At 45.2% G+C, this 22,659-nt stretch carries 14 protein-coding genes and 1 pseudogene; 5 read left to right on the top strand and 10 right to left on the bottom strand.

Annotation, left to right across the window (positions count from 1 at the left end; genetic code table 11):
* Positions 1–8: 8 nt before the first annotated feature.
* The 6 genes from V6R21_RS01305 to V6R21_RS01280 all read right to left on the bottom strand — a co-directional run bounded on the left by V6R21_RS01305 (position 9) and on the right by V6R21_RS01280 (position 12,265).
* A complete protein-coding gene (locus V6R21_RS01305; protein ID WP_334240147.1) occupies positions 9–1,463 on the bottom strand; it encodes a glycoside hydrolase family 27 protein in 1,455 nt (484 codons plus the stop codon).
* 31 nt (positions 1,464–1,494) lie between these two features.
* Positions 1,495–2,976, bottom strand: coding sequence for an arylsulfatase (locus V6R21_RS01300; protein ID WP_334240146.1), 1,482 nt, complete (start codon positions 2,974–2,976; stop codon positions 1,495–1,497).
* A gap of 398 nt (positions 2,977–3,374) precedes the next feature.
* Positions 3,375–5,705, bottom strand: a complete 2,331-nt coding sequence (locus V6R21_RS01295) for a sulfatase-like hydrolase/transferase (RefSeq protein WP_334240144.1) — start codon at positions 5,703–5,705, stop codon at positions 3,375–3,377.
* 9 nt (positions 5,706–5,714) lie between these two features.
* Positions 5,715–8,696 carry a T9SS type A sorting domain-containing protein gene (locus V6R21_RS01290; RefSeq protein ID WP_334240141.1) on the bottom strand — a complete coding sequence of 994 codons (2,982 nt, stop codon included), beginning with the start codon at positions 8,694–8,696 and terminating at the stop codon, positions 5,715–5,717.
* Positions 8,697–8,884: 188 nt separating this feature from the next.
* Entirely contained in the window at positions 8,885–10,429 is a 1,545-nt protein-coding gene (locus V6R21_RS01285) for a glycoside hydrolase family protein (protein ID WP_334240140.1), read from the bottom strand.
* A 66-nt stretch (positions 10,430–10,495) separates the two neighbouring features.
* Positions 10,496–12,265, bottom strand: a complete 1,770-nt coding sequence (locus V6R21_RS01280; protein WP_334240137.1) for an RICIN domain-containing protein — start codon at positions 12,263–12,265, stop codon at positions 10,496–10,498.
* Between the two features lie 431 nt (positions 12,266–12,696).
* On the opposite strand from V6R21_RS01280, the gene V6R21_RS01275 reads away from it, so the two are divergent.
* From V6R21_RS01275 to V6R21_RS01260, 4 genes are all read left to right on the top strand, one after another.
* Entirely contained in the window at positions 12,697–14,382 is a 1,686-nt protein-coding gene (locus V6R21_RS01275; protein ID WP_334240135.1) for a ribulokinase, read from the top strand.
* A complete protein-coding gene (locus tag V6R21_RS01270) occupies positions 14,345–15,046 on the top strand; it encodes an L-ribulose-5-phosphate 4-epimerase (protein ID WP_334240133.1) in 702 nt (233 codons plus the stop codon). Before V6R21_RS01275 ends, V6R21_RS01270 begins: the two co-directional genes overlap by 38 nt.
* A gap of 40 nt (positions 15,047–15,086) precedes the next feature.
* Entirely contained in the window at positions 15,087–16,592 is a 1,506-nt protein-coding gene (araA, locus tag V6R21_RS01265) for an L-arabinose isomerase (protein WP_334240131.1), read from the top strand.
* 239 nt (positions 16,593–16,831) lie between these two features.
* Positions 16,832–18,235 carry a sulfatase family protein gene (locus V6R21_RS01260; protein ID WP_334240129.1) on the top strand — a complete coding sequence of 468 codons (1,404 nt, stop codon included), beginning with the start codon at positions 16,832–16,834 and terminating at the stop codon, positions 18,233–18,235.
* Between the two features lie 55 nt (positions 18,236–18,290).
* Here the strand turns inward: V6R21_RS01260 and V6R21_RS01255 are convergent, their stop codons facing one another.
* Complete coding sequence (locus tag V6R21_RS01255; protein ID WP_334240128.1) at positions 18,291–19,280, bottom strand: endonuclease/exonuclease/phosphatase family protein; 990 nt, start codon at positions 19,278–19,280, stop codon at positions 18,291–18,293.
* A gap of 20 nt (positions 19,281–19,300) precedes the next feature.
* Entirely contained in the window at positions 19,301–19,558 is a 258-nt protein-coding gene (locus tag V6R21_RS01250; protein WP_334240126.1) for a hypothetical protein, read from the bottom strand.
* Positions 19,559–19,859: 301 nt separating this feature from the next.
* On the opposite strand from V6R21_RS01250, the pseudogene V6R21_RS01245 reads away from it, so the two are divergent.
* A pseudogene (locus V6R21_RS01245) lies at positions 19,860–20,189 on the top strand (nuclear transport factor 2 family protein).
* A gap of 77 nt (positions 20,190–20,266) precedes the next feature.
* On the opposite strand, the gene V6R21_RS01240 reads toward V6R21_RS01245, so the two are convergent.
* Positions 20,267–21,772, bottom strand: coding sequence for a sulfatase (locus tag V6R21_RS01240; RefSeq protein WP_334240124.1), 1,506 nt, complete (start codon positions 21,770–21,772; stop codon positions 20,267–20,269).
* A gap of 100 nt (positions 21,773–21,872) precedes the next feature.
* On the bottom strand, positions 21,873–22,659 hold a 787-nt coding region (locus tag V6R21_RS01235), incomplete at its 5' end, for a sodium:solute symporter family transporter (RefSeq protein ID WP_408612966.1).

Here is a 22,659-nt window from a genome sequence, read left to right as displayed (position 1 = left end):
ACATTTATTTACCTTGAGGCTACGTCATTTACAGCGCTGAACCTGTATAGCTTTGCCCCATGCGACGGTATTTTCACAGCAAAATCATTTTCAACCGTACCAACTTCCTTGCCTTCCCATAGGTCCCTTACCTTGTATTTCTTTCTCATATATTCATATTCCGTCTCAAAGGTAACGAGGCTTTCCTCATTCCTAAGGTTAAAAAGTGCCACGTAACGGTCACCAGTATCCGGATCAGTTGCTACCCAGCAGGCATGTCCGTTTTTGCGGTACACCTGCCTGTTATCCACACTTTTCTGGTTCACATTATACACCTCATGATTCTGTAATAGCTTGATCACCCAATCAGGTGAAGAAAGCAGATCACCACCCATCATCAGTGGAGAGCGGGAAATGCTCCAAAGTGTCAACAGTGTGTAATGCTCAGCCTCCGTAAACTGCGACATTCTTTCTGGTCCATGAGGACGGTTGTTGAGCGACAATTTGCCAATCGGGAGCATGTCTGCATCAGGCCAGTGATGCGGCTGAATATAGGAAGACCACTCCTCAAGCAATTCAAAGTTATGTTCCAACGATTCCCAATTGTCCCAGAAGTCAGCAGAGATACGCCACATATTGGCATTGGTTTCTAGATGTCTTGCCTGAGACAATGGTGCTTCCCCACAAGAAAGACTCAGTACCATCGGTCTGCCACTGTTGTCAATTGCCTTACGCATCATCTCAATCTCACCCTTATGATAAGGTGGTACCATCATGTCATCTGCCTTGATAAAATCCACTCCCCACTCAGCATAAAGCTCAAAAAGAGCGTTATAGTACTCCTGTGCGCCTGGTTTGGTTGGGTCTACACCAAACATATTATTCTGCCAAGGGCAAGTATCCCAAGGCTCAGAGATATCCTGTGCCGTAAACTCGGTTCCCTTGATTGGCAAATTTTCATAATATGCCTGTCTCGAGATACCTCTCATAATATGGATGCCGAATTTCATGCCTCTGCCGTGTACATAGTCAGCTAACTGCTTGAACCCCTTTCCTTCCACCGCTGAAGGGAAACGTTTTACAGACGGCAGCAACCTGCCATACTCATCCATTTCCAACTTGTCGATCGGAATTCCGTTCTCATCCAGCCTTACATCTGGATGTCCGAAACGCCTGTCAGGGTTATCCCAGTTGCCGGGTGCATGGTTGAACCAAACATAGTCCACCACGGCATAGTTCCAACCATATTCCAATAGGTTATCTGCCATAAAGTCCACTGTTGCCTTGAATTCCTCTTCATTGATTCTACAATCATAGGCGTCAAAGGAATTCCATCCCATAGGTGGGGTTGCTGCCACATCATGTACCAACGTCTTCTTGACAGATACCTTATTCTCATTAGGTTTCTGGGCTTTCATGCCACATGAGGACATAGCCAACGCCGTACCCACCACCAGCAGACCCATCAGTTTTCTGCTAATCATTTTTTCTATCTTTTATCAATTGTCAAATTCACTAAAAAGCTACTTCCAAATTCTCTTTGTCAGAGAATAGGTCAGTTACGCTGAATGGGCGGTGTGCTTCTGCAAACAGTTTTTCCATTTCTTCCACCACTTCCGGATACTGATCAGCCACATTATTGACCTCCCCAACATCAGCCGTCAGGTCATAAAGCTCGAATGTCACTGGTTGCTTACTGCTGCGTACATTCAGCTTAATTGCCTTCCATTTGTCTTTACGGATCGCCTGCTTTCCACCCTGTTCATAAAATTCCCAATAGAGGTAATCGTGTTCACGCTGCTCACCTGTTCCTAAAAGCGTAGGCAGGAATGAGATACCGTTAATGTCTTCAGGTGCTGCCTGCCCAGTAAGGTCACAAGCCGTTGGCAGTAAATCCCAGAATGCTGAAAGATGTTCTGTTGTTGTTCCAGCCTTGATTTTGCCAGGCCATGCAGCCATAAAAGGAATCTTGATACCGCCATCGTACATGTCTCGCTTGGTGCCTCTGCATTCACCGCTTGAAGTAAAGAAGTCAGGGTCGTGTCCACCTTCCGTATGAGGTCCGTTGTCACTGGCAAACATCACCAGTGTATTCTCTTCCAGTCCCAGTTCTTTCAGTTTTGCTCTGATATTACCCACTGTGTTGTCCATTCTTTCCAACATTGCCGCGAAACCTTTTTCCGCTTCCGGCCAGTCCTTGTCTACATAGCTGCCGTAATCAGGTACTTCCATACCATTCTCAAGGTTTTCGTTGTTCGCATGCGGAATAGTAAGCGTTACCATCAGGAAGAACGGATTGTCCTTGTTCTGTTCTATAAACTTCAATGATTCCTGTTCAAACAGGTCCGGCGTGTATTCCGTACGTTCTGCCGACCAGCCATTGCCCTCCGGCTTGTCAGCCCAAGGGTTGTTACCGTTCTCGTCTGTTTTCAGCTTGTTTGCCAGACTTACCTTCTCCTCATTTCTGTACAGGAATTCAGGATAGTAGTTGTGGGCATGCCACATGTTCAGGTAACCGAAGAAATAGTCAAAACCATTACGTCCGGGGTCATTGTTCGGAATCGGGTGACCAACTCCCCACTTACCGATGTTGGCAGTCTTGTAGCCTGCCTGCTTGAATACCTCAGCCACTGTCACGTCCTCATCTGCCAGTATCTGTACCTGTGCTGGGTGGTTACCTCTTACAGAACTGTTACCAGTATGTTTACCAGTCAGGAGTGCTGCCCTTGATGGCGCACAAACAGTGCTACCTGCGTAATGGTCTGTAAACAACATTCCTTCATCTGCCATCCTGGAAAGATGGGGAGTCTTGATTGTTTGTTGACCGTAAGCAGTTAGGTCTCCATAACCCAAGTCATCCACCAGTATATACACTACATTGGGTTGTTTAGGCAATTCCGATTTCTTATCGGTTTTTTGGCATCCTGCATTCAGCAGGACAGAAAATAAAAGTACTGCTGTCAGTATTTTCTGTATCGAATTAGATAAGCTCATCATATCTCTTATTGGTTTTGAAAAATATCTTAAGGGCTGATTTAGCTCCGTTATGATTCGTATGAGTTGTCAATGTGAAAGTAAAAGGTGGAAATTATGCCTGCAACTGCACCAATCAGCTATGAACAAATGAGGTAATCAAAAGAACTATTTTTCAATCTCCACCTTCGCCACCCACCAATAAAAAAAACTCATTTTCAATGATTTACCATTTAAAAAACCAAACCATCAAAGCTATAAATGTCTTAGTACAGCATAAAAAATGAGTGCTACGTGAGGTGAACAGCAGCACAGAAAAAAAGAATTGAAAAATACGATAAGTCAACAGAAAAACACATTTGGTCAAATGAAATTCAAACAAAACCCCGACAGCCTTTACATAGATCTGTCGGGGTTACTTACTATTCAATCAGCAATTTCTGGATAAGAGGCCCCTCCGCTGTACTAAGCCTGATCAGGTAAAAGCCAGGTTTCAGTTCTTTGGTAGTGAATGCTGCCGTTCCCTGTTTTAAGGTGAAGTTTTTCACCATTTTCCCATTGACATCAAACAGATGACCGAATACAACTTCTTTTATCGGTAACTCTATTTTCACCCTGCCTCTTGAAGGATTAGGGTACACTTTCATCTCAAACTGTTCGCCGATGATATCCAAGGCTGCTATTCTTGCACCCCCAACCGAAACAAACTCCCACCTTGTCCAATCTCCTGTAGCGCTTGACGGAGCTACCTTCACGGTATGGTCTCCTGTGGGATTAGTGCTGTAGTCATCTACAGAAGTCGACCTGATACGTTTACCGCTTGCCCTGTTTTCCAGATGGAAATACCCGTCACCTGTCTCCACTGTTTTCCATTCTTCTTGGGCAGTAGTAGCTGTTGAGGTGGTAATCATCGCCTCATCAGTAGCATCAGGCATACTCAGGTACTGTAGAGAGCCTTGGTTCTGTAGCCTGAAATAGCCACTTGATGTTGGTACCTGTTCCCATTGCGTCCAAGTGCCAATACTACCTGCCTCCACCTGTGAAACACCGCCACTGTAGGGTCTGATTTTCTTACCAAAATTCTTGTTGAAAATATGGAACAAACCTGTCGTGCCACAAGTGATTGGCATATTGACTACCGGATTGTTGGACACCTTCTTGGTTGTACCGTCATATGGGCGTACCTGATATTCGTAACTTGTCCCCAACACTACCGTATTGTCTGAAAAACTGGTAGTCGTTACAGTTGCCAGATTGGCGTAGGTGGCTTCCCCCACTATTTTCCTTCTAACGATATATTCGATGGCACATGGGGCTGCTGACCAGCTCAAGTCTACAGTATTACAGCCATTCTGCACCGCTGACAGATCAGTGATATCCGTAATGGCTGTGCACCCTCCTCCTCCAATTACCAGTTGCTGCCCTTCCAGTAACATGTCATCTATCTGCTGCTGCAAGTCATTGATTATCGTATTGTAAGCAGTGTTTCCATAAAGGTTGTTCCATTCGTAAGGATCAGCCTGCACATCATATAGTTGGCTGTTACCTCCATCAGAGATGTACTTCCATTGGTTGGTTCTGATATAATTCGTAGAACCGTAAGTAGCAAATACTGGCTTATCCCAACTGCTCTGGTTCGGATTGTTGAGTAAAGGCTGTAAGCTATTGCCCTGTACATCACTTCTTGCGGATAGGTTACACAATTCAATCAATGTTGGGTAAACATCCTGTAAACTGACCACCTTCTGACTTACCTGCTGGTTTCCGGATGCTGACGGGTCATAAATAATCAGGGTTGTATGGTTTGCCTGCTCATAGACCGATGACTTTTTCCACCGCTTCTTTTCTCCAAGATGCCAGCCATGATCCCCCATAAAAAGCACAATTGTATTGTCCTTATGGGGACTATTCTCCAAGGCATCTAGGATAATACCGATATTGTAATCAGCATAGGCAAGATTTGCCAAATAGGCACGCAGCGCATTGCTCCATTGACCATCATTCACGATGGTCGTATGTTCCGAGGATGGAGAACCATCTGAAGCACTATATCCATCTGGTATTGGCAGTTGTGTCGGATTGAATTGGTCATAAAACTCCTTGGGACAATTCCACGGCAGGTGTGGACGAAACAAGCCAACCCCCATAAAGAATGGCTGGTTCTTGTTATAGTTTGTGATCTGATCTGCCATATGCTGTGCCAGTTGGGTATCATTGGACGTAGAGACATCGTAATTGCCTGCACTCCATTTGATAGGGCTGCCACTGCCTACCTCATAGGAATAAAAACTACCACCCTGTGCACCAGAATTACCCGTGTAAAGTGCTGACCAGTTTGTAGGGTCGGTATCAGAACTCCCCATACTACCTGGATGGTAGAGTTTGCCGCCCCCGTATGTCCAATAGTTATTCTGTTTGAAATACTGGTTCATGGTAACCACATTTTCAAACCCTGCAATATCCCTGACATACCCCCCTGAGTTGGAGGTTATGCCAGTAGTGGAAGGACGCAATCCCGACCACATTGAGTTTCTGGATGGGTTGCAAACCGGAGAAGAACAGTAGGCTTTAGCAAAAAGGACTCCTTTATTAGCTAGTGAACTTACGTTGGGTGTCTGTGCTGCAGGATAGTAACCGATTTCCGGCAACCAATGGTTGAAGTCATCCGCCATGATCAGTAGCACGTTTTTCTGCTGACCTAATGCGAAATTCCCCAATAGCAACATTGCCAATATTAAGATGATCTTTCTCATATCCTCAGCCTATTTGATCACCAGTTTATTCACTTCCTTAAAATTGGACGATTCTACTTTAAGCAGATACACACCAGCAGGAATCTGGGCAGTTGAAATATCCTTTGTTCCTTGACTGACTTCCAAGGCTCTTACTACCTTACCTTGCAAATCCAGAATCTGTACTTGTGCTGTAGCATTACCTTTCCATATCAGCTTGAAGGACTCTGATACTGGATTGGGGTAAAAGGTCAATTCCTTATTACTCAACTCGGTATTTTCGGCAGCAAATCGTGCTCCTCCAACCGAAACAAACTCCCACCTTGTCCAATCTCCTGTAGCGCTTGACGGAGCCACCTTTACCGTATGATCTCCTGTGGGATTGGTACTATAATCATCTATTGATGTAGACCTGATACGTTTACCACTTGCCCTGTTTTCCAGATGGAAATAACCATCACCCGTGTCCACTGTTTTCCACTCTTCCTGATTGGTAGTCGCTGTTGAGGTGGTAATCATTGCTTCATCGGTGGCATCCGGCATACTCAGGTACTGTAAAGAACCTTGGTTCTGTAGCCTGAAGTAACCGCCCGATGTCGATACCTGTTCCCATTGTGTCCAATCGCCAGTACTGCCTGCCTCCACCTGTGAGACACCACCACTGTAGGGTCTGATTTTCTTGCCAAAATTCTTATTGAAAATATGGAACAAGCCTGTCGCGCCACATGTAGCTGGCATATTGACTACCGGATAATTAGACACCATCTTGGTTGTGCCATCATCCGGACGTACCTGATACTCATAGCTGGTGCCTAAGGCTACCGAATTGTCTGCATAACTGGTAGCGGTAACCGTAGCCAGATTGGTAAAAGTAGCTTCCCCTACAATCTTTCTTCGGACGATATACTGGATCGCACATGGGTCGGCAGACCAGTTAAGGTCAACTGTTCCACAACCATTCTGAACGGCTGTTAGGTCCGTGATATTCTGGATGCCGGAGCAACCTCCACTTGATGGAGTAAAATCGTAGTAGTCATTACCAGTCCCGAATACTATCTGTACAGTGTGGTTACCTGTCACGTTCTCAAAACTGACAGACTGCATCCGTCCCTGACTTACGCCATCAATCAGTACATCCGTGATTTTCTTGCCACTGCTCGGCAGTATCGTAACTGTCTGATCTGTCCCTGCCGGACAATCAATCACGCCACTGTTCCCTGACGGAAAGAAACTACCGCCAGCATTGGCAGTGACCGTAATATTATGGATGGTTCCAGAAGAGTTAAAAGTGATGTTTTTCACCCATTTGGCTGCATCCGTATTGCTACCATTGGAACCCGTCAGGTTCAGGTCAAAATAGTTCTGGTAATTGTTCCATTTCACCAGCTTTCCATCCACAATCAGATTCGTGAATACCCAACCGTCAATCCAGTTGTTGGAAAGCCCTGCCATCCTTTGCTTGACTGGCGTACCATTTGGAAGCTGAAAAGGCTGCTCCACTTTCACATCTTTGATCAGGAAATTGCGGATATAACCGAAGCTGTTACCGTTCTTGTTTTCCAATGTCACATTGATCAGGTAAGCCGTCTTGTCTTCCACTGCCATCCGCTCAATTACATTGTATTCCAACTGGATGCCATCGTCTGCTACCGAACCAAATACCCCTGTGTTGTCCTTACCTGCGGAAGACCATTCACTGTTAATGATGTAGTTGTCTCGGTATTCGGCAAATCCTGTTCCCAGATTTCCCCATCCAAGCATTCCCACTGCCCCATTTACACCGGGCCAGAATACGGAATTACGTACCTCATGCGGATCACGGGCATAGTCATAGTCATCACTGGTCTTGACAAAGATACCGTCAATGTCACTGCCGCCTCCAGGACGTATGCCATCATTATTGGAACACCAGCCAATGATTTTTATATTTTTAATGACAGTGTTCTGACCACTTGGACAGGTATGGTGAAATGCTTCCTTGAAAATCACCCCATGGTATTGTGCCCCTGTAGCAAAGTGACAGAACGCTTCTTTTATCTGGGTACTTTGTTTCCAAGTACCGTTCGCATTCGTACCTCCATAGTTCAGAATCTCATGCATCAAATGATCCCTGCCTGATACTATTCCCCTGCCATAAATCCAGCAATCATCATTGCCTTTGGCGTTAAAGGCTCCTCGCACATAGGCACCTCCAGCGATGTAGACTTTCTGTCCAGGTTTTGTCAGTCGCAACTGTCCATGATACAAGGGATAGTTCTGCTGAGTCGTCACGTTGGTCTGCCAAGTACTGATATTGTCCTTATGGTTTTTCATCTTGTGATCTCCCGGAGGAAAGTAGATGATGTCTGCATTCAGGATGGTGGAAATATCGGTATTGTTATTCCATACTACCACGTTGGCACCGGTCTGGCTCGGAATGGTATACCCTGCCTGTGACTCTGGTTTGTCTCCAAAGATCATCACACCATGCTTGATATTATTTCCACCATAGCGGTCATCATCCCAGTTATCCGCCACATCAAAATTGACGCTTACATACCTTGGCTCAGTCAGAAGGAACCTTACTTTGGTTCCGTCAAAGTAATGCGGATTGATGCCATATGCTTTAGGAGAGACTTCCACCCTAGGAGCAGCACCTCCAAACAATTTGGTCACCTCGACCTCAATGGTTCCCGAGAAACCAAACTCCACAAAAGTCAAGGTACGGTCTTCCAAAAATTCGGTACTGGCATCTCCACCACATATCTTATGTACCAAATCACCTCCGGATGTAATAAAATCACTTGCTGGAAATCCCACCTTGTCTGTATCATAGTCACGGGGTTTGGACATAATCTCCGTCATATTCTGCCAAGTGCCTGGTGTACCGTTCTGGTAAGTTCTGACCCTTACACTGTACTTGTCTGACTGTATGTCTGACGAGCCAGGCCAGTTATAGAGTTCCAGCTGTGCCAATGCCTGAAATGAGCAAAAGAGACACAATATCATCAGTAGATAACGCATTGTTTTCATGGTGTTCAAAAGTTGTTTTTGGGTAATAATGGCAGTGGTTCACTGCATAATTCGTGTATGATAATAAACCTTCTAATAAGTGATCGAACCAATATTCTAAGCTTCGGCTCCGCTCAGCCACCTATTCAAGTTGCCTGAGCGGAGTCCAAGGATTTTACTTAGTTTTCGATTTAGAAAACTATAAATGGCTATTGGCTGTCACTTGCCTGATTGAACTTCAGCAATTCGCCATTTTCCGCCACCCACAGCTTTCCTGCATCGTCCTTTCCAGTTTCTGTTTCCGTGACAGGATGTCCATCTACCGTCAGGTTTTCGATACTGATATCATAGTTCTGTGCAGTGCCATTCACCAAGTAACTGGCAGCAGCCTGTGGCTGGCTGTTCAATCCGGCATTCAGCGCCACATTGCGGATTTTTATTTTCCTGAAAATAGAATTGCTTTCATTCTCTGTATTGAGACCAATCAGCCTATGGCAGCCATTGTCAATGTAAATGCCATCAAACGTATTGTTTTCCGTCACTTTTCCCGACCCTTTCAGACAGTTGATAACGGCAGTGTTGCTGGTAAACTTATGGAAGGAAGTCCTGTAAACGCTGTAGACAATATAGGTGTCCTCCATCAGGTTACCGTCACCGTTCTGTTTGCTCCAGCAGAACTGGAAAGGTGCACCATTCACCTGCTGGAAGATGGTATTGTTCCGATAGTGGCAATTCTGGCTGTAGACCTTCATGGCGTCATCATTGACCTTGAAGAAGCAGTCATAGTTTTTGGAATTGTCTCCCACAATAGTACCGTCCGTGGAATACCACCAAGACAGCATCTTCACATTGAATACATCCAGCTTGCCCCTGCCCGTAATGGCAAAATGAGGTGGACAGATTGTTACGATACCTTCCACCGTACCGGTACTTTCTTCTCCGGTCTGGTAAACCAAGGAATATGGAATGCCAGATACATCCTCTATCACCTGCAGACCACAACCGGACAATACCCCTCGCCCATAGATCTTGAAATCCTGCTGGCTTTCACCAGAGAAAGAACCCACTACATAAGCACCTCCCGGCAGGTAAATTTTCTTTCCGGATCTGATGGGCATTTTGTAGCCCTCATATTGCATATGCGAGCCGCCGTCCCATTGGTGCATACCTTCCTCAAATACCGCATAAGGTTTGGCACTGTTCAGTTTCTTTCTGACCATTTCAATCTTATCCGTGGTGCGGATCACCTCCACTTGGGCAATATCTTTTCTGTCCGGCACATCCTCTTCCAGCGGATCGGCAAAGATAAAGAGCGGCTCTGCAGGGTTGCTGTCCAGCATGACAAATACCTGCAATGGCGTTTTACTTGCGGGTATCTGGAAAGTTGCTTTCCCATTGATCACCGTTGCCTGAATTCCCTTTTTCAGCGGATAAACCGTACAGCTTCGGATGTCGCCTTCCTTCTTTACCACCGTAACCGTGACCTCTTTTCCATGAGAGAAGTTTGTCCAATGGTTGTCAGGATTTCGGCTAAGATTTTTCCTGTATGCCGCCTGATTGCGGTCATACATCACATACGCTTCCTTGGAGGCATTTCCTTCCGATACAAATACCTGATACAAGGCAGAACGGGCATTGTACCCCTTGTTGGCATCAATGATTTTATCTGGATAGCTGTACACTTCAAGCTGAGCCTGTACCAGTAGCGGCATCCCGACCAGCAACAGCATAAACAATAGTTTTCTGGATTTCATTTTCGTCTGATATTGAAAGTAACAGGGTATGACTCTGGTCAAGTCATACCCCAAAAATGTCATAATTCACTTCTTAACAAACCTGTAAGAGGTTCCCATATGGCGAATCAGATACCATCCAGGTAACAGGTTAATCACATTCCCATTCTGCCCTAGTTCGATCAGGCCCAACTGTTTTCCTTCCAAGGTAAATAGACTAACTTTCTCTCCTTTTTCTACACCAGAAAGTGAAAGTGTATGTATCACAGGGTTTGGATATAGTATGATGTTATCTAACTGTATTTCAATTGCACTTAATCCAAGCCTTGCTCCGCTTACATTGATAAACTCCCATCTTGTCCAGTCACCAGTGGCACTGGAAGGTGCCACTTTTACGGTATGGTCCCCAGATGGAGCTGCATTGTAATCATCGGCAGAAGTACTTCTGATACGCTTGCCACTTGCACGGTTTTCCAAATGAAAGTAGCCGTCACCGGTGTCTACTGTTTTCCATTCCTCTTGATTGGTTGTAGCAGTAGAGGTGGTAATCACTGCTTCATCAGTGGCATCAGGCATACTGAGGTACTGCCCTGAACCTTTATTCTTGAGGCGAAAATAACCTCCTGAGGTCGTCACCTGTTCCCACTGTGTCCAGTCACCTGTGCTGCTAGCCTGTACCTGAGAAACCCCTGAGCCATAAGGCCTGATCTTCTTCCCGAAATTCTTGTTGAAAATGTGGAAGTAGCCAGTCGTGCCACAGGTTGCCGGCATGTTCACTACCGGATTATTGGAGACACCTTTATTGGTTCCATCCGAAGGACGAACCTGATACTCGTAGCTTGTACCCAACGCCACACTATTGTCTGCATAGGAAGTCCCTGTCACAGTAGCCAGATTGGCATAAGTAGCCTCTCCTACAATCTTCCGTCTAACGATATACGCTGTGGCGCAAGGGTCTGTTGACCAGTCAAGGTCCACAGTGTTACAGCCTGATTGTACAGCGGTCAGATCAGAGATATCGGAAACACCTGAACATCCGCCGCCGCCTGAAAGCAGGAAGTTTTCCATCTTGACAGGTCCGCCGTATTCATCATTGGTGATCAGGTAATACACCATTCCAGCATCGGAAATATCCGCCCGGTTGACCAGTACCATCTTGTCACGGATAATCTGATACTCCGTTCCGATCATCCAGTCGAAGTCAGCATAGCTGTTACCGTTTCCGCTTGTTCTCCTGAATCCGGTCGCCACATTGCTGTCCTCACAGAAATTCTGGTCCACGATTTTCACAAAATTGGCTGCCTTGATAAACGGATCGGTTTCCGCCCAATCATGGCTGTTGGCACCGTCATCATCGTGGTTCTCATTCCAGTTGGAGTGGGAGATGATAATGGTGTTGTCCCTGCCTGCCTGCGTGGCAGCAGCCAATGCCTGATAGATGACCTCGAAAGGTCCTGCCGCAATGATGTACAGCGGATCTGAAGCTGTCGAGGCATTGATCTGGTTCTTCAGGTGTGTGATGGTTGCACTGGTCGCTGAGCGAGCATTGTAAAAGACATTACTGTTTGGATACCACAATGCTTTACCTTCAGCCATAGCAGTTTCCTGTTTGGTTCGCTGATTCGTAATTTCTTGATCATGGTCACTCCATGAGTGGCAGTTAATATGGTAGTGAACCAACTGGAGAATGCCTTGGTCTTCTGCTTTCTTGACCAGCGCCATAGTAGCAACCGCTGCTGGAATATCATCCCTGTCGTGCGCATTGCCATCATGGCTCAACGCTACTCTTTTCTGTGCACAGAGGATAGTAACAGGCAGCAGTAAGACTACCAGTAAAACAGATACAAATTTTTTCATTTTGGATTTTAGAATTGAAATGAATTTGGAATATCGGCTACAACATAATTGCGATGTTGCCATGATTCATTTATCACTCATCCAAATAAGTGACTGATTTACAATTCATAAAATCACATTCTGAATAAGAAACATTCAGGCAAAATATCTGAACAGGACTAACAGCTTGCCCATTTGTATCAGTAGTGTCATGAAAACATCCTTTCTACTATCATCGTACAGCATTTCGTTCCTATCGTATTATCTCAATTTGACAGGTTCAAATTAGACAGCCTTCTACTTTTCCCTTTTGTACTTGTACAATGTTCCATTTCACTATTAAAAACCCTGTGAACGATCAGGACTATTTTCGTGAACAATTGAACAACCCGCCACCCGTCACTCCTCCTACTTTAGTTCCTGCACAAACCGTACATCAAATATTTAAAGATATGAACAACACCAAACAATATGTGATTGGGCTGGACTACGGTTCCGACTCATGCCGTGCGATACTGGTGAATACCGCTGATGGAAAAGTGATGGCGACACACGTCCACCCGTATCAGCGATGGAACAAGTTGACTTACTGCGATGCCCTGAAAAATCAGTTTCGCCAACACCCGCTGGATTACCTCGAAGGACTGGAAGCTACTGTGAAGGCTGTGGTTGAAGAGCTGACACTTGCTGAACGCCGTTTTGTCAAAGCCATTTCGGTAGACACAACCGGCTCCACCCCAGTAGCCGTGAATGCACAGGGAACACCACTTTCGATGACAGCAGGTTTTGAGGAAAATCCCAATGCCATGTTCCTGTTGTGGAAGGATCATACGGCTATCAGAGAGGCGGAGGAAATCAATCAGCTGGCAGCAAGCTGGGGCGGTGAAGACTTTACCAAATATGAAGGAGGCATCTACTCTTCGGAGTGGTTCTGGGCGAAAGTGCTGCATGTCATCCGTGAGGACAAGGAGGTAGCAGCCGCAGCTTATTCTTGGATGGAACACTGCGACTGGATTCCTTTTGTGTTGACCGGTGCCAAAGACCTGAAGACCTTTAAAAGAAGTCGCTGCGCTGCCGGTCATAAAGCCATGTGGCATCCGTCATGGGACGGACTTCCGGACAAGGCATTCCTGTCAGCTTTGGATCCTTCGCTGGCAGACCTGAGAGACAATCTGTATGAACATACCTATACTGCTGAGCAGGCTGCCGGAAAACTCTGCCAGGAATGGGCTTCCCGACTGGGACTTACCGAGGAGGTTACTGTCACGGTGGGTACATTTGATGCCCATGCGGGTGCGTTAGGCGGTGCTATTACGTCCAATACCTTGGTAAAAGTGATGGGCACTTCGACCTGCGATATGTTAGTCGCATCGGAAGAAGAAATCGATAATAATCTCGTGCAGGGCATCTGCGGTCAGGTGGACGGTTCCATCATTCCGGGCATGATCGGATTGGAAGCTGGACAATCCGGATTCGGGGATGTGCTGGCATGGTTCAAGAACCTGCTGATCTGGTCTGCCAAGGAACTGGCGCCACAGGAACTGCAGCAGGTTTCCGACAATATCATCCCTGCCCTTTCAGAAGCGGCTGAGAGAATTCCGGTGACTGACTCGTCTGTGATTGCACTGGATTGGATCAATGGAAGACGTACCCCTGATGCCAACCAACTGCTGAAAGGCGCTATCCACGGGTTGAATATGGGCATTGATGCCCCAAGAATCTTCAAGGCACTAGTAGAAGCGATCTGTTTCGGCTCCAAAGCGATTGTGGAACGCTTTGAGGAAGAGGGCGTGCCGATCCATACTGTTGTGGGCATGGGTGGCGTAGCCAAAAAATCCACCCTCGTGATGCAGACACTGGCTGACGTACTGAACAAACCGATCAAGGTGGTCCGCTCGGAGCAGGCACCTGCCTTGGGCGCTGCCATGTATGCAGCAGTGGCAGCGGGTATCTATCCTGACGTTCTGACCGCCATGGAAAGTATGTCAAGCGGTTTTGAAACCACTTACCAACCCATCGCAGCACATGTGAGTCACTACGCTTCCCTTTATGAACAATACAAACAAATAGGATCTTTCACCGAAAAAATCACCAAAGACAATGAGTCAGTACAAAGCGTTGAAGCAGGAATGCTATGAAGCCAATATGCAGCTGCCGGAACTGGAGCTGGTTATTTTCACTTTCGGTAACGTGAGTGCCGTGGACCGTAGCAAAGGCGTCTTCGCCATCAAGCCAAGCGGTGTTCCTTACAAACAGCTGAAGCCGGAGGATATGGTTATTGTCGATTTCGACAATAATATACTGGAAGGCAGCATGCGCCCCTCTTCCGATACCAAAACCCATGCGCTACTCTACAAGACATGGGAACATATCGGGGGCATCTGCCATACGCATTCCACCTATGCCGTATCATGGGCACAGGCGGGCAGACCGGTGCCGATCTTCGGTACTACCCATGCCGACCACCTAACGCAGGATATCCCGTGTACGCCAGAATTGACCGATGATATGATTCAGGGTAACTATGAGCATGAAACTGGCAACCTGATCATCAACACTTTCCTGAAAGAAGGTTTCAGCGCAGAAGAAGTGGAAATGGTACTGGTGCAGAACCACGGACCTTTCTCATGGGGTAAGAACGCCGCCAAAGCCGTGTACAACAGCGCCGTTATGGAAGAGTTAGCACGTATGGCAAGCATCACGTTGCAGGTAAATCCGGAAACCCCAAGACTGAAGCAGTCCCTTAAGGAAAAGCACTATTACAGGAAGCACGGCAAGAATGCCTATTACGGGCAATCCTGATTTTTAATAATGACTAAACGAATAAAAATATACTATTAAAATGATCAACCTTAAAGAACGTGAGATATGGTTCGTGACTGGCAGCCAGCACCTATATGGGGAGGAAACGCTGAGACAGGTCGCTGAACATTCCAGACAGATCGTCAACGGTTTGGATGACTGTGAGGAAATTTCCCTGAAAGTGGTCTACAAACCTACCGTCAAGACGCCCGAAGAAATCTACGGTCTCTGTCAGGAAGCCAATCAGGCAGCACAATGTGTAGGCGTGGTAGCATGGATGCATACCTTCTCTCCTGCCAAGATGTGGATTCTAGGATTGAAAACCCTGCAAAAACCGATGCTGCACCTGCACACGCAGTTCAACCGTGATATCCCTTGGTCAGAGATCGATATGGACTTTATGAACCTGAACCAGTCTGCCCACGGTGACCGTGAGTTCGGGTTTATCAATACCCGTATGCGCCTGAACCGCAAGGTGGTCGCAGGTCACTGGCAGGATCCTGAGGTACGCAGAAAGATCGATGTTTGGGCTAGAGTGGCAGCTGCCAAAGCAGACTTGCAGGGAGGAAAATTTGCCCGTATCGGAGACAATATGCGCTATGTGGCGGTAACCGAGGGTGACAAGGTTTCTTCAGAGATCAAATTCGGATTCTCGGTGAACGGCTTCGGCCTGGGTGATCTGACAGAGCATATCCGATCAGTGGAAGACCCCGCTGTCGCTAGCCTGATGGAAGAATATGAGTCAAGCTACGACATGACTGACAATCTGTTGAAAGGCGGTACTCACCGTCAGTCTCTGATGGATGCGGCTCGCATTGAGTTGGGACTTCGCAGTTTCCTTACCAATGGCAACTTCAAGGGCTTTACCGATACTTTTGAAAACCTGACCAATATGGTTCAGCTGCCGGGCATCGCAGCGCAAAGGCTGATGGCAGACGGATACGGTTTCGGGGCAGAAGGCGACTGGAAAACAGCCGCCATGCTGCGTGCCTCCAAGGTAATGGTGGCAGGGCTGAAAGGCGGAACTTCTTTCATGGAAGACTATACTTACCACTTTGAGCCGGGCAAGGAAGCCGTACTCGGTTCCCATATGCTGGAAATCTGTCCTTCAATCGCTGACAGAAAACCAAGATGCGAAGTGCATCCTTTGGGTATCGGTGGCAAAGCCGACGCTGTCAGACTGGTGTTCAACTCTCCGGCAGGACCTGCCATCAATGCCTCACTGATCACGTTGGGCGACCGCTTCAGACTGCTCGTCAACGAGGTGGAAGCCATCACTCCACCGCAGGATCTGCCGAAACTGCCCGTTGCCAGGGTATTGTGGCAGACCACTCCGGACATGAAAACCGGACTGGAAGCATGGATTCATGCAGGAGGTGCCCACCATACAGTTTACAGTCAGGCACTGACCACCGAGTATATGGAAGACTTTGCCGATATGTTTGACCTGGAGCTGGTAGTGATCGACCAGAACACCCGTATACGTGAGTTCAAGCAGCAGTTGAAATTCTCAGACCTGTACTACCAGCTGAGAAAAGAGTATTAGTAACTATATCTCTCTACTGGTACAAGTATTAGCCTAATAAGAGAGCGAAGCGAGTGAAATTGGCGGTACTTGTATCCTTCTTTTTCGGGAAGCATATGCTTCATTTTGAAAAAGTCCAAGCACCGCTTCGCTAATGCTTGAACTAGTGTAATAGGAAATTCCTATCTTATCATTCATTTTTCTTTGGAAGGAAGCTGCTAATTTCCGTTTGCAGCTTCTCTTTTTTAACCGTATTTGTTATGTCAAGAATCATCATTTTACTCTTCGGGATATGGTCGCTGGCAAGTATGAGTTTTGCCCAGCAAAGACCCAATATCCTGCTGATCGTCTCGGATGACCACGGCAAGGAAGCCATCGGTGCCTATGGCAATCCGGTGATAAAAACCCCAGCCATGGACAGGCTGGCGGCAGAAGGCATCAAGTTCAACAACGCTTTTTGCACCTCGGCAAGCTGCAGTGCCAGCCGCTCGGTGATCCTGACCGGCAAGTTTGGGCATGCCACTGGACATTACGGTCACGAACATGCCTACCATCATTTCAGTACTTTCGATGGTGTGAAAAGCCTTCCCGTCATGTTGGAAGCATCCGGTTACCGGACTGCAAGGGTGGGTAAATATCATCTTGCACCCGAAAAGGTCTATCACTTTCAGCATGTCCTGCCATCCAACTGTCGCAATCCGGTAGAAATGGCGGAAGCGTCCAACAGTTTTATGAGCAACTCGGATGATCCTTTTTTCCTGTATTATTGCCCCTGCGATCCGCACCGGAGCCATGACAACGCCAATGACAAGCCTTTTAAACCAAACCTTTTCGGAAACAAGAAAAACGGTTACAAAGGCGTAACGACACAATCCTACAAACCGGAAGAGGTGATTGTCCCGGGTTTCCTGCCGGATACGGAAGCGACCCGTCAGGAACTCGCACAATATTATGAGTCCGTTAGTAGAGTGGATCAGGGACTTGAAACGCTGATCAGACAGCTGAAGGAATCCGGTAAATACGACAACACTCTGATTATCTATATTTCAGATAACGGTGTTGCATTTCCGGGTGCCAAAACCACGCTCTACGAACCGGGCATGCGTCTGCCGATGCTGGTTAAGATGCCGAAACAGGAAGGAAAAGGAAGTGAGCGGAATCAATTGGTCAGCTGGGCAGACCTGACCCCCACCCTATTGGAAATAGCAACCGGACAAATTCCGGACGAAGGATTTCAGGGACACTCCTTTACCGAAGTACTGCACAACCCGAATACGAAAGGACAGCCGGAAATTTATGCCGCCCATAACTTCCATGAGGTCACAATGTATTACCCTATGCGGGTGATCAGGACGGACCGATACAAGCTGATCTACAATATCGCCCATCCGCTGCAGTACCCATTTGCTTCTGACCTATGGGCATCCGCCACTTGGCAATATGTGATGAACCAGGGAATGGAACAATATGGAAAAAGGGCAGTGGAAACTTACCTGCACCACCCGAAGCTGGAGCTTTATGACCTGAAAAACGATCCTGACGAAACCATCAATCTAGTTGACTCACCTCAGCATCAGGAAACACTGAACGCTATGACTGAAAAGCTGATCAAATTTCAGAAAACCACTGGCGATCCTTGGGTGTATAAGTGGGAGTTTGAGTGAAAAATAGAAAATCCACTGCCTAATATGTCAGTGGATTTTCTTTATCAATACACTATCAAAACATTACCCTACCTGTAACTGGTAAATGGTCAGAACTTCCCCCGCTGATCACTTCAGCACCTACAGCCTGCAACTGACCTCTGATAAAAATATAATCTAGTGTAACAAAAGGCTGTACCTTAGCAAGATTGGGAAAGTTTAATCCCCATCCCTCTCCCTTTTCACTATATAAGTTTACCCATTCAGCATTCAAATCCCTATATAGGGGTTCAAAAGACATGGTATTTAAGTCTCCTATCAGCACTTGTGCATCAGTTTTATTCCTACTAATTTTTGCCAGCCTCATAATTTCATCTAACTGAGTTTTTCTTAATTCATAATTGGCTTTATACAGCTCCATAAACTTGTCAGGATGTTCCACTGCAACTGCAGGAGATGCTAGATGTACATTGAATAGTTGAAGCCTTTTATCTTTAATTGATATGTCTAGTACTTGAGCAAAAGGCAATTGATTCGAGTTTAGTAACAATTTGTCACTCAATATTGGATATTTTGAAAAGCAGGCTATACCGTGGGTTCCATCTTGAATATAAATAGCGTTGTAAGGATATACCCTACTAAGCTGTTCAGACAAAGTTTTTTTCCATTTAGGTGTTACTTCCTGAAGAACCAATATTTCAGGGTTCCTCTTTGTTATTTGTCTTATTACAGCTAAAGGGTTCTTGTTTCTAAAGAAGACATTATAAGTCATCATTTCAAGTTCAACACCTTCCGTTACATTAGCTAAAGCAGGCTGCGAAAAACTATACCAGAGTGATTCAACCAAAAGCAACAGTAAAACAAAAAACAATACCCCTCTAAGTATTTTCAAGGTCGTTATTTTAAAAATTCTGTACAGAATTATAATCCCAATCAATACTATCGCCCATCTGAATATTATCAAAGAGGTTCCTAACAGGTAATGATCCCTTCCCAAAAGTAATAATGAACAACAGCCTAAGAATAGAATCGAAATACCTTTTAAAAAACTCATTTTCTCTTTCATATTTACATGTCATCCAATAATTATAGGTAAAAGTGTTTTTCTGACCATACCCATTCATTATGCGTTTTGCAGCAATCAATAACCTCTATTGCTATTGGAAAAAGCTGATCAATATCCCTTATAAAATTATGTATGTATGCATTTAAATCTATTTTATGATTTACACTTTCCTCAAAGTTTTGATTGTAATAACCAACTTTTTCTCCATTACAGAAGACCTTCACGAACTTCTGAATACCCACTTTCTTGAATGTAATATCCAAAATACCATATTTCACTAATGTGGCTTTTAATAAGGCATCTTCAGTATGTAGAATTTAGCTTTCATCCAACTGTTGATCATTAATACCTCTCCAATAGGATAACAAATTGTATATTCTTCCATATGTTCACTTTGATTTACACATAGTTCAATTTTTTGGGACATTAGCATACTCAAAACCTATACCCCAATAGAATACATTCATTAAAAATAACTCAAGTAATTAAAACAAAACTACTCTTTCCTGTCCTTTTTTCTTCTTTTGTCATAACCATTTCATGCTCTAAAAAAAAGATTTAGAACCTGAGAAAACTAATGTGACGAAGATTATCCAAAGGTTTTATGAATCATTTGAGAAGGAAGATATCGATCTCATGTCTGAACTTATGGCACATGATGAAAGTATGCTTAGTTTTGGAACAGGTATATCTGAGCATCATGATGGATGGAAGGAATGTAAAAAAGCTCACATAGACCAGTTTGAAGCAATGAATGAAGCTAAAATTGACTCGACGTAAGCAACTGGTATCTAACTGTCAATAATGAATCAGCCCAAATAGTATAATGTTCGAATTACAGGGGTACTAGAAAAAAGGAATAACATTTGGAAAATAGTACAAATACATGCCTCAGTTCCCCAAAGTTAAACTATCGACGGGTTTAATGAAATCTCAATTATATTAGAAGGAATACAATTGAGATTTCTTTTCAAGATCTCCTTCAACTATTTCTGCTTTTCCTTTCTTTTATTCTTCTTCTTACTCTTTTTACCATATGCTCTATGTAAAGGCGTCAGCTCCCGCATTACCTCGTCAAAATCCCTATTCACTTCCAGTCTTCCGCCTGTTGATTCAGCCCACTTTTCAGGAATAAATTGCTGATGGTATTCAATCACTTCTTTCATATCGCTTTTTTCTACGATATTCTCAAACTCGTAAGGGTCTTGCTTTAGATCATACAATTCTTGCGTTCCATTTGGATATTGAATGTAGCGGTACTGCTCGCTTCTAACAGACGAATATTTTATGCCATAAGAAGTAAAAGAAGGTCTATCCCATTTTGCATTCGGGTTTTCAAGTAAGTAGTGAAAACTTTGCCCATCCATTTGTTGCGCTGGTTTGCTGATGCCGCAATACTCGACCAAGGTTGGGTAGAGATCAACCAAGCTTACAGTCGCATTGGATACACTCCCTTTTTTGTCAGGCATACGTACCAGCATCGGGACAATATCCGCCATATCCCAAAGCGTGGCTTTTCCCCAACGCTGTTTTGATCCGGCATGAAATCCATTATCCGAAAACAGGATAACGATCGTATTATCCGCATATTCAGATTTGTCCAATGCTTCCAATACACGACCTATATTCCAATCCGCAAAACTAGTATTGGCAGCATAGCCATAGAGGAATTTTTTAACCAAAGCATCAGGGTTTTCCTCACTACCTTGAAAATTCTTTAGGGAGTCCACCAGCATTCGCCCTAAGAATGGTACATCATCCAGATCTCCTTTTTGGTGAGTTGCGGGCAAGGTTAATTCCTCTTCATTGTACAGGTCAAAGAATCTTTTCGGGGCAGTGTAGGGTGAGTGTGGTCGCCACAAGCCATAGCACATGAAAAAAGGCTTTTTGTGTTCTCGCTCCAGAAATACGACAGCTGAGTCAGCATTCCACACATCGGGAAATACCTGATCATCTTCATACGCCTTTACAGACTTGAACTTGTTTCCGCCATACCAGTATTGTTGGTCTTCAGGAAAAGGTCCAAACCCTCCATTTCGTGCTAATGAGTTGTCCCACATTTGCTGTTTCCGTTCTTCAGGAACAGGACTGTGGGTGAGTTTTCCCCTACCCCACGTTTCATATCCATTTTCTTTAAAACATTCCGGCAAGCTCTTGATTGCTTTTACCTTTTCAGAACGGTTCCAAGCATCGCTACCATTTAAGTAAGACCCTGAGGTATGAGGATACAAACCACTGAAAAAGGAAGAACGGGAAGGATTGCAGACTGGAGAATTGCAAACGGCATTCTTAAAGTTGATGGACTCTTTTGCCAATTTATCGAGGTGGGGAGTCTGGACTACCGGGTAGATTTTATTGACCCCAAAACCGTTCATATCGTCTGCAATAATCATCAGGACATTGGGCTTTTTCTGCTGTTTGGTGTTTTGTGCCCAAAGCGAATTAGACAACAGTAGCAGAATTAGAGCTAGTATTATGTATGGTCTTTTCATTTTATTATTTACTTCAAAATGAATGGAATCGCTATATAAAGCGATTCCACTTTTCCCTAAACCAAATTAACCGATTGAAAGTCTGTTTGCTGTTTATCCTCTACCAGAATACCAAATATAACACAGATAGAATACCACAAATCCCTATTGATGCAATATTGAAATGCGTACTGGTACTGAAAAGTCCTTTATCCAGTTTGATGCTTTTCTCCTTGTCTTCTGTTCCCATCAGTGAAACAATCACGCCTACAGCCAACAGTAATATCATCACGATAAACATCCTGTCAAGGAATGGCATGGATGGAACCAAGACTTTCATTCCCCATGAAAGCGGGAATGTCAGGATAGCCGCTGCAAAGGCTGCATTCGCTGTTGCCCTTTTCCAGAAAAGACCTAAGGTAAAGATCACCAATACACCCGGTGTTACAAGTCCTGTAAACTCCTGAATAAATTGGAATGCCTGATCCAACTCACCCAACAATGGCGCCACAAAAACGGCAATCACCAAGGCTATTACTGACACAAGACGTCCCATACTTACCAACTTCTTGTTAGAAGCTTCTTTTTGTATATGTGCCTTGTAGATATCCATTGTAAAGATGGTGGATGTACTATTGATCATGGATGCCAGAGAGGAAACGATGGCTGCCGCCAATGCTGCAAATGCCAACCCTTTAAGTCCTGTCGGGATAAAGGTGTTCAGCAACCAAGGGTATGCCTCATCTGATTTGGTGATAGCGCCTGCTGCCATATCCGCTGTTGTTGAAGCCAAATTTTCTCCCACATTGTAAGCCATTGGGTCTTTGTTGATCACAAATGCCACAATACCCGGAAGTACCACAATCAGTGGCATCATCAATTTCAGGTAACCGGCAAACACTACCCCC

Source organism: Limibacter armeniacum, from assembly GCF_036880985.1.
GTDB classification, from domain to species: Bacteria; Bacteroidota; Bacteroidia; order Cytophagales; family Flammeovirgaceae; genus Limibacter; species Limibacter armeniacum.
The sequence above is the reverse complement of the archived record's forward strand: the minus strand, read 5'-3'. Positions and strand labels throughout refer to the sequence as shown.